Source organism: Pseudomonas sp. Sample_9, from assembly GCF_004307535.1.
In the GTDB taxonomy this organism is placed as follows: Bacteria; Pseudomonadota; Gammaproteobacteria; order Pseudomonadales; family Pseudomonadaceae; genus Aquipseudomonas; species Aquipseudomonas mercuritolerans.
Genome location: NZ_RAZO01000227.1, coordinates 1,807 through 3,778 on the forward strand (window position 1 = coordinate 1,807; position 1,972 = coordinate 3,778).

General features: G+C 63.0%; 2 protein-coding genes. Both read right to left on the reverse strand.

Going from position 1 to position 1,972, the window contains the following annotated elements; translation table 11 throughout:
* Positions 1-686, reverse strand: a 686-nt coding sequence (gene hutG, locus D6877_RS13080) for an N-formylglutamate deformylase (protein ID WP_130911059.1), incomplete at its 3' end; no start/stop codon positions are given.
* A 10-nt stretch (positions 687-696) separates the two neighbouring features.
* The gene (gene hutI / locus D6877_RS13085; protein ID WP_130911058.1) at positions 697-1,902 is read right to left on the reverse strand and encodes an imidazolonepropionase; all 1,206 of its coding nucleotides are present in this window, start codon (positions 1,900-1,902) and stop codon (positions 697-699) included.
* Between the last annotated feature and the right edge of the window lie 70 nt (positions 1,903-1,972).

Here is a 1,972-nt window from a genome sequence, read left to right on the forward strand (position 1 = left end):
TAGGTGGACTGGCACAGTTCCAGCTGCACGGCGTGGATGTTCTGCGCCGGGTCGCCGTATTGGCGGGTGATGTGTCCGCCCTTGAAGCGACCGTTGAGCACATGGGTGAACTGCTCGTGCTGCGCGCAGATCGCTTCCAGTTGACTGGCCAATTGTGGATCACAGCTGGCGCCATTGAAGGTGCCGAGGTTGAAGTCTGGCAGTTTGCCGTCGAACAGGTGCGGGATGATCGAGCGGATCGAGTGCGCATCGAACAACAGCGCGTAGCCGAATTCAGCCTTCAGCCGCGTCAGTTCTTGCTGCAAGGTGCGGTGATACGGCGTCCAGATCTGCTCCAGGTAAGTCGCGCGCTCCTCTTTCGACGGTTCCAGACCTTGCTGAAACAACGGAATACCGTCGAACAACGTCGCCGGATACAACCCGGTGGTTGCCCCGGCATACAACGGCTTGTCGTCGGACGGCCGGTTGAGGTCGATGACGAAACGCGAATACTCAGCCGCCAGGGTGCTGGCGCCCAGTTCTTCGGCAAAATCGTAGAGCAGCGGAATATGCCAGTCGGTGTCCGGCAGGCTTCTCGCAGCGGGGATCAGCCCGGCCTCGACCGTTGGGGTCAGACGCACACCCGCATGGGGCATGCTGATCAGCAGCGGCACGCGGCCTTGTTTGAAACTCAGAACCTTGTCCACAACCGTTCTCCTACAGATTCGATTCGACGCCGTGACGCACGACGCGCTTGTCCAGATCGCCACCGAGCCAATAGGCCAGATCCGCCGGACGCTCGATGTCCCACGCGACAAAGTCGGCGACCTTGCCAACCTCCAGCGAGCCATGGGTCTGCGCCATGCCCAACGCCTGCGCGGCATGGATGGTCGCTCCGGCCAGAGCTTCTTCCGGGGTCATGCGGAAACAGGTGCAGGCCATGTTCAGCATCAGACGCAACGACAGCGCTGGCGAGGTGCCGGGGTTGAGGTCGCTGGCGATGGCAATCTTCACCTTGTGCTTGCGCAGCGCGTCCATTGGCGGCAATTGGGTTTCGCGCAGAAAGTAGAACGCGCCTGGCAGCAGTACGGCGACGGTGTCGGCGGCTGCCATCGCGATGGCATCGTCCTCGTCCATGAACTCCAGGTGATCGGCGGACAAGGCTTTGTAGCGCGCGGCGAGGCTGGAGCCGTGCAGCGAGGACAACTGCTCGGCGTGCAGCTTTACCGGCAGTCCGAGTTGTTGCGCGGCGACGAACACGCGCTCGACCTGCTCCGGCGAAAACGCCAGGTATTCGCAAAACGCATCCACGGCATCGACCAGACCTTCGGCGGCAAGGGCCGGGAGCATCTGCTCGCAGACCAGATCGATGTAATCGTCGGCGCGATCCTTGTACTCCGGCGGCAACGCGTGCGCCGCCAGGCAAGTGCTGCGCACGCTGATCGGCAGCTCTTCGGCCAGGCGCCGGATGACCCGCAGCAGCTTGCGCTCGTTGGCCAGATCGAGACCGTAGCCGGATTTCATTTCCACCGTGGTCACGCCGTCGCGCATCAGGCTTTTCAGGCGCTTGGCGGCGCTGGCGAACAGCTCGTCTTCGCTCGCTTCACGGGTGGCGCGCACGGTGCTGGCGATGCCGCCGCCCTGCGCGGCGATCTCGGCATAGCTGACGCCTTGCAGACGCTGCTCGAACTCACCGCTGCGGTTGCCGCCGAACACGGTGTGGGTGTGGCAGTCGATCAGACCGGGGGTGACCCACGCACCCTGCAAATCATTGAGCGCCGGGTATTCGCCGGACGGCAATTGAGTGCGTGGGCCGATCCACTCGATCAGCGTGCCGGACGTGACGATCGCGGCATCCTCGATGATCGAATAGGCGCCGTTGGCCATGGTTGCGACGTGGCAGTGTTGCCAGAGGGTTTTCATCCCGGTTCCTCTTATAGTGATCGTTCCCACGCTCTGCGTGGGAATGCAGCCCGTGACGCTCCGCGTCACT

Excerpts from the sequence above, each read along its gene's own strand:
- hutI (WP_130911058.1), bottom strand. The coding sequence starts at position 1,902 with ATGAAAACCCTCTGGCAACACTGCCACGTCGCAACCATGGCCAACGGC.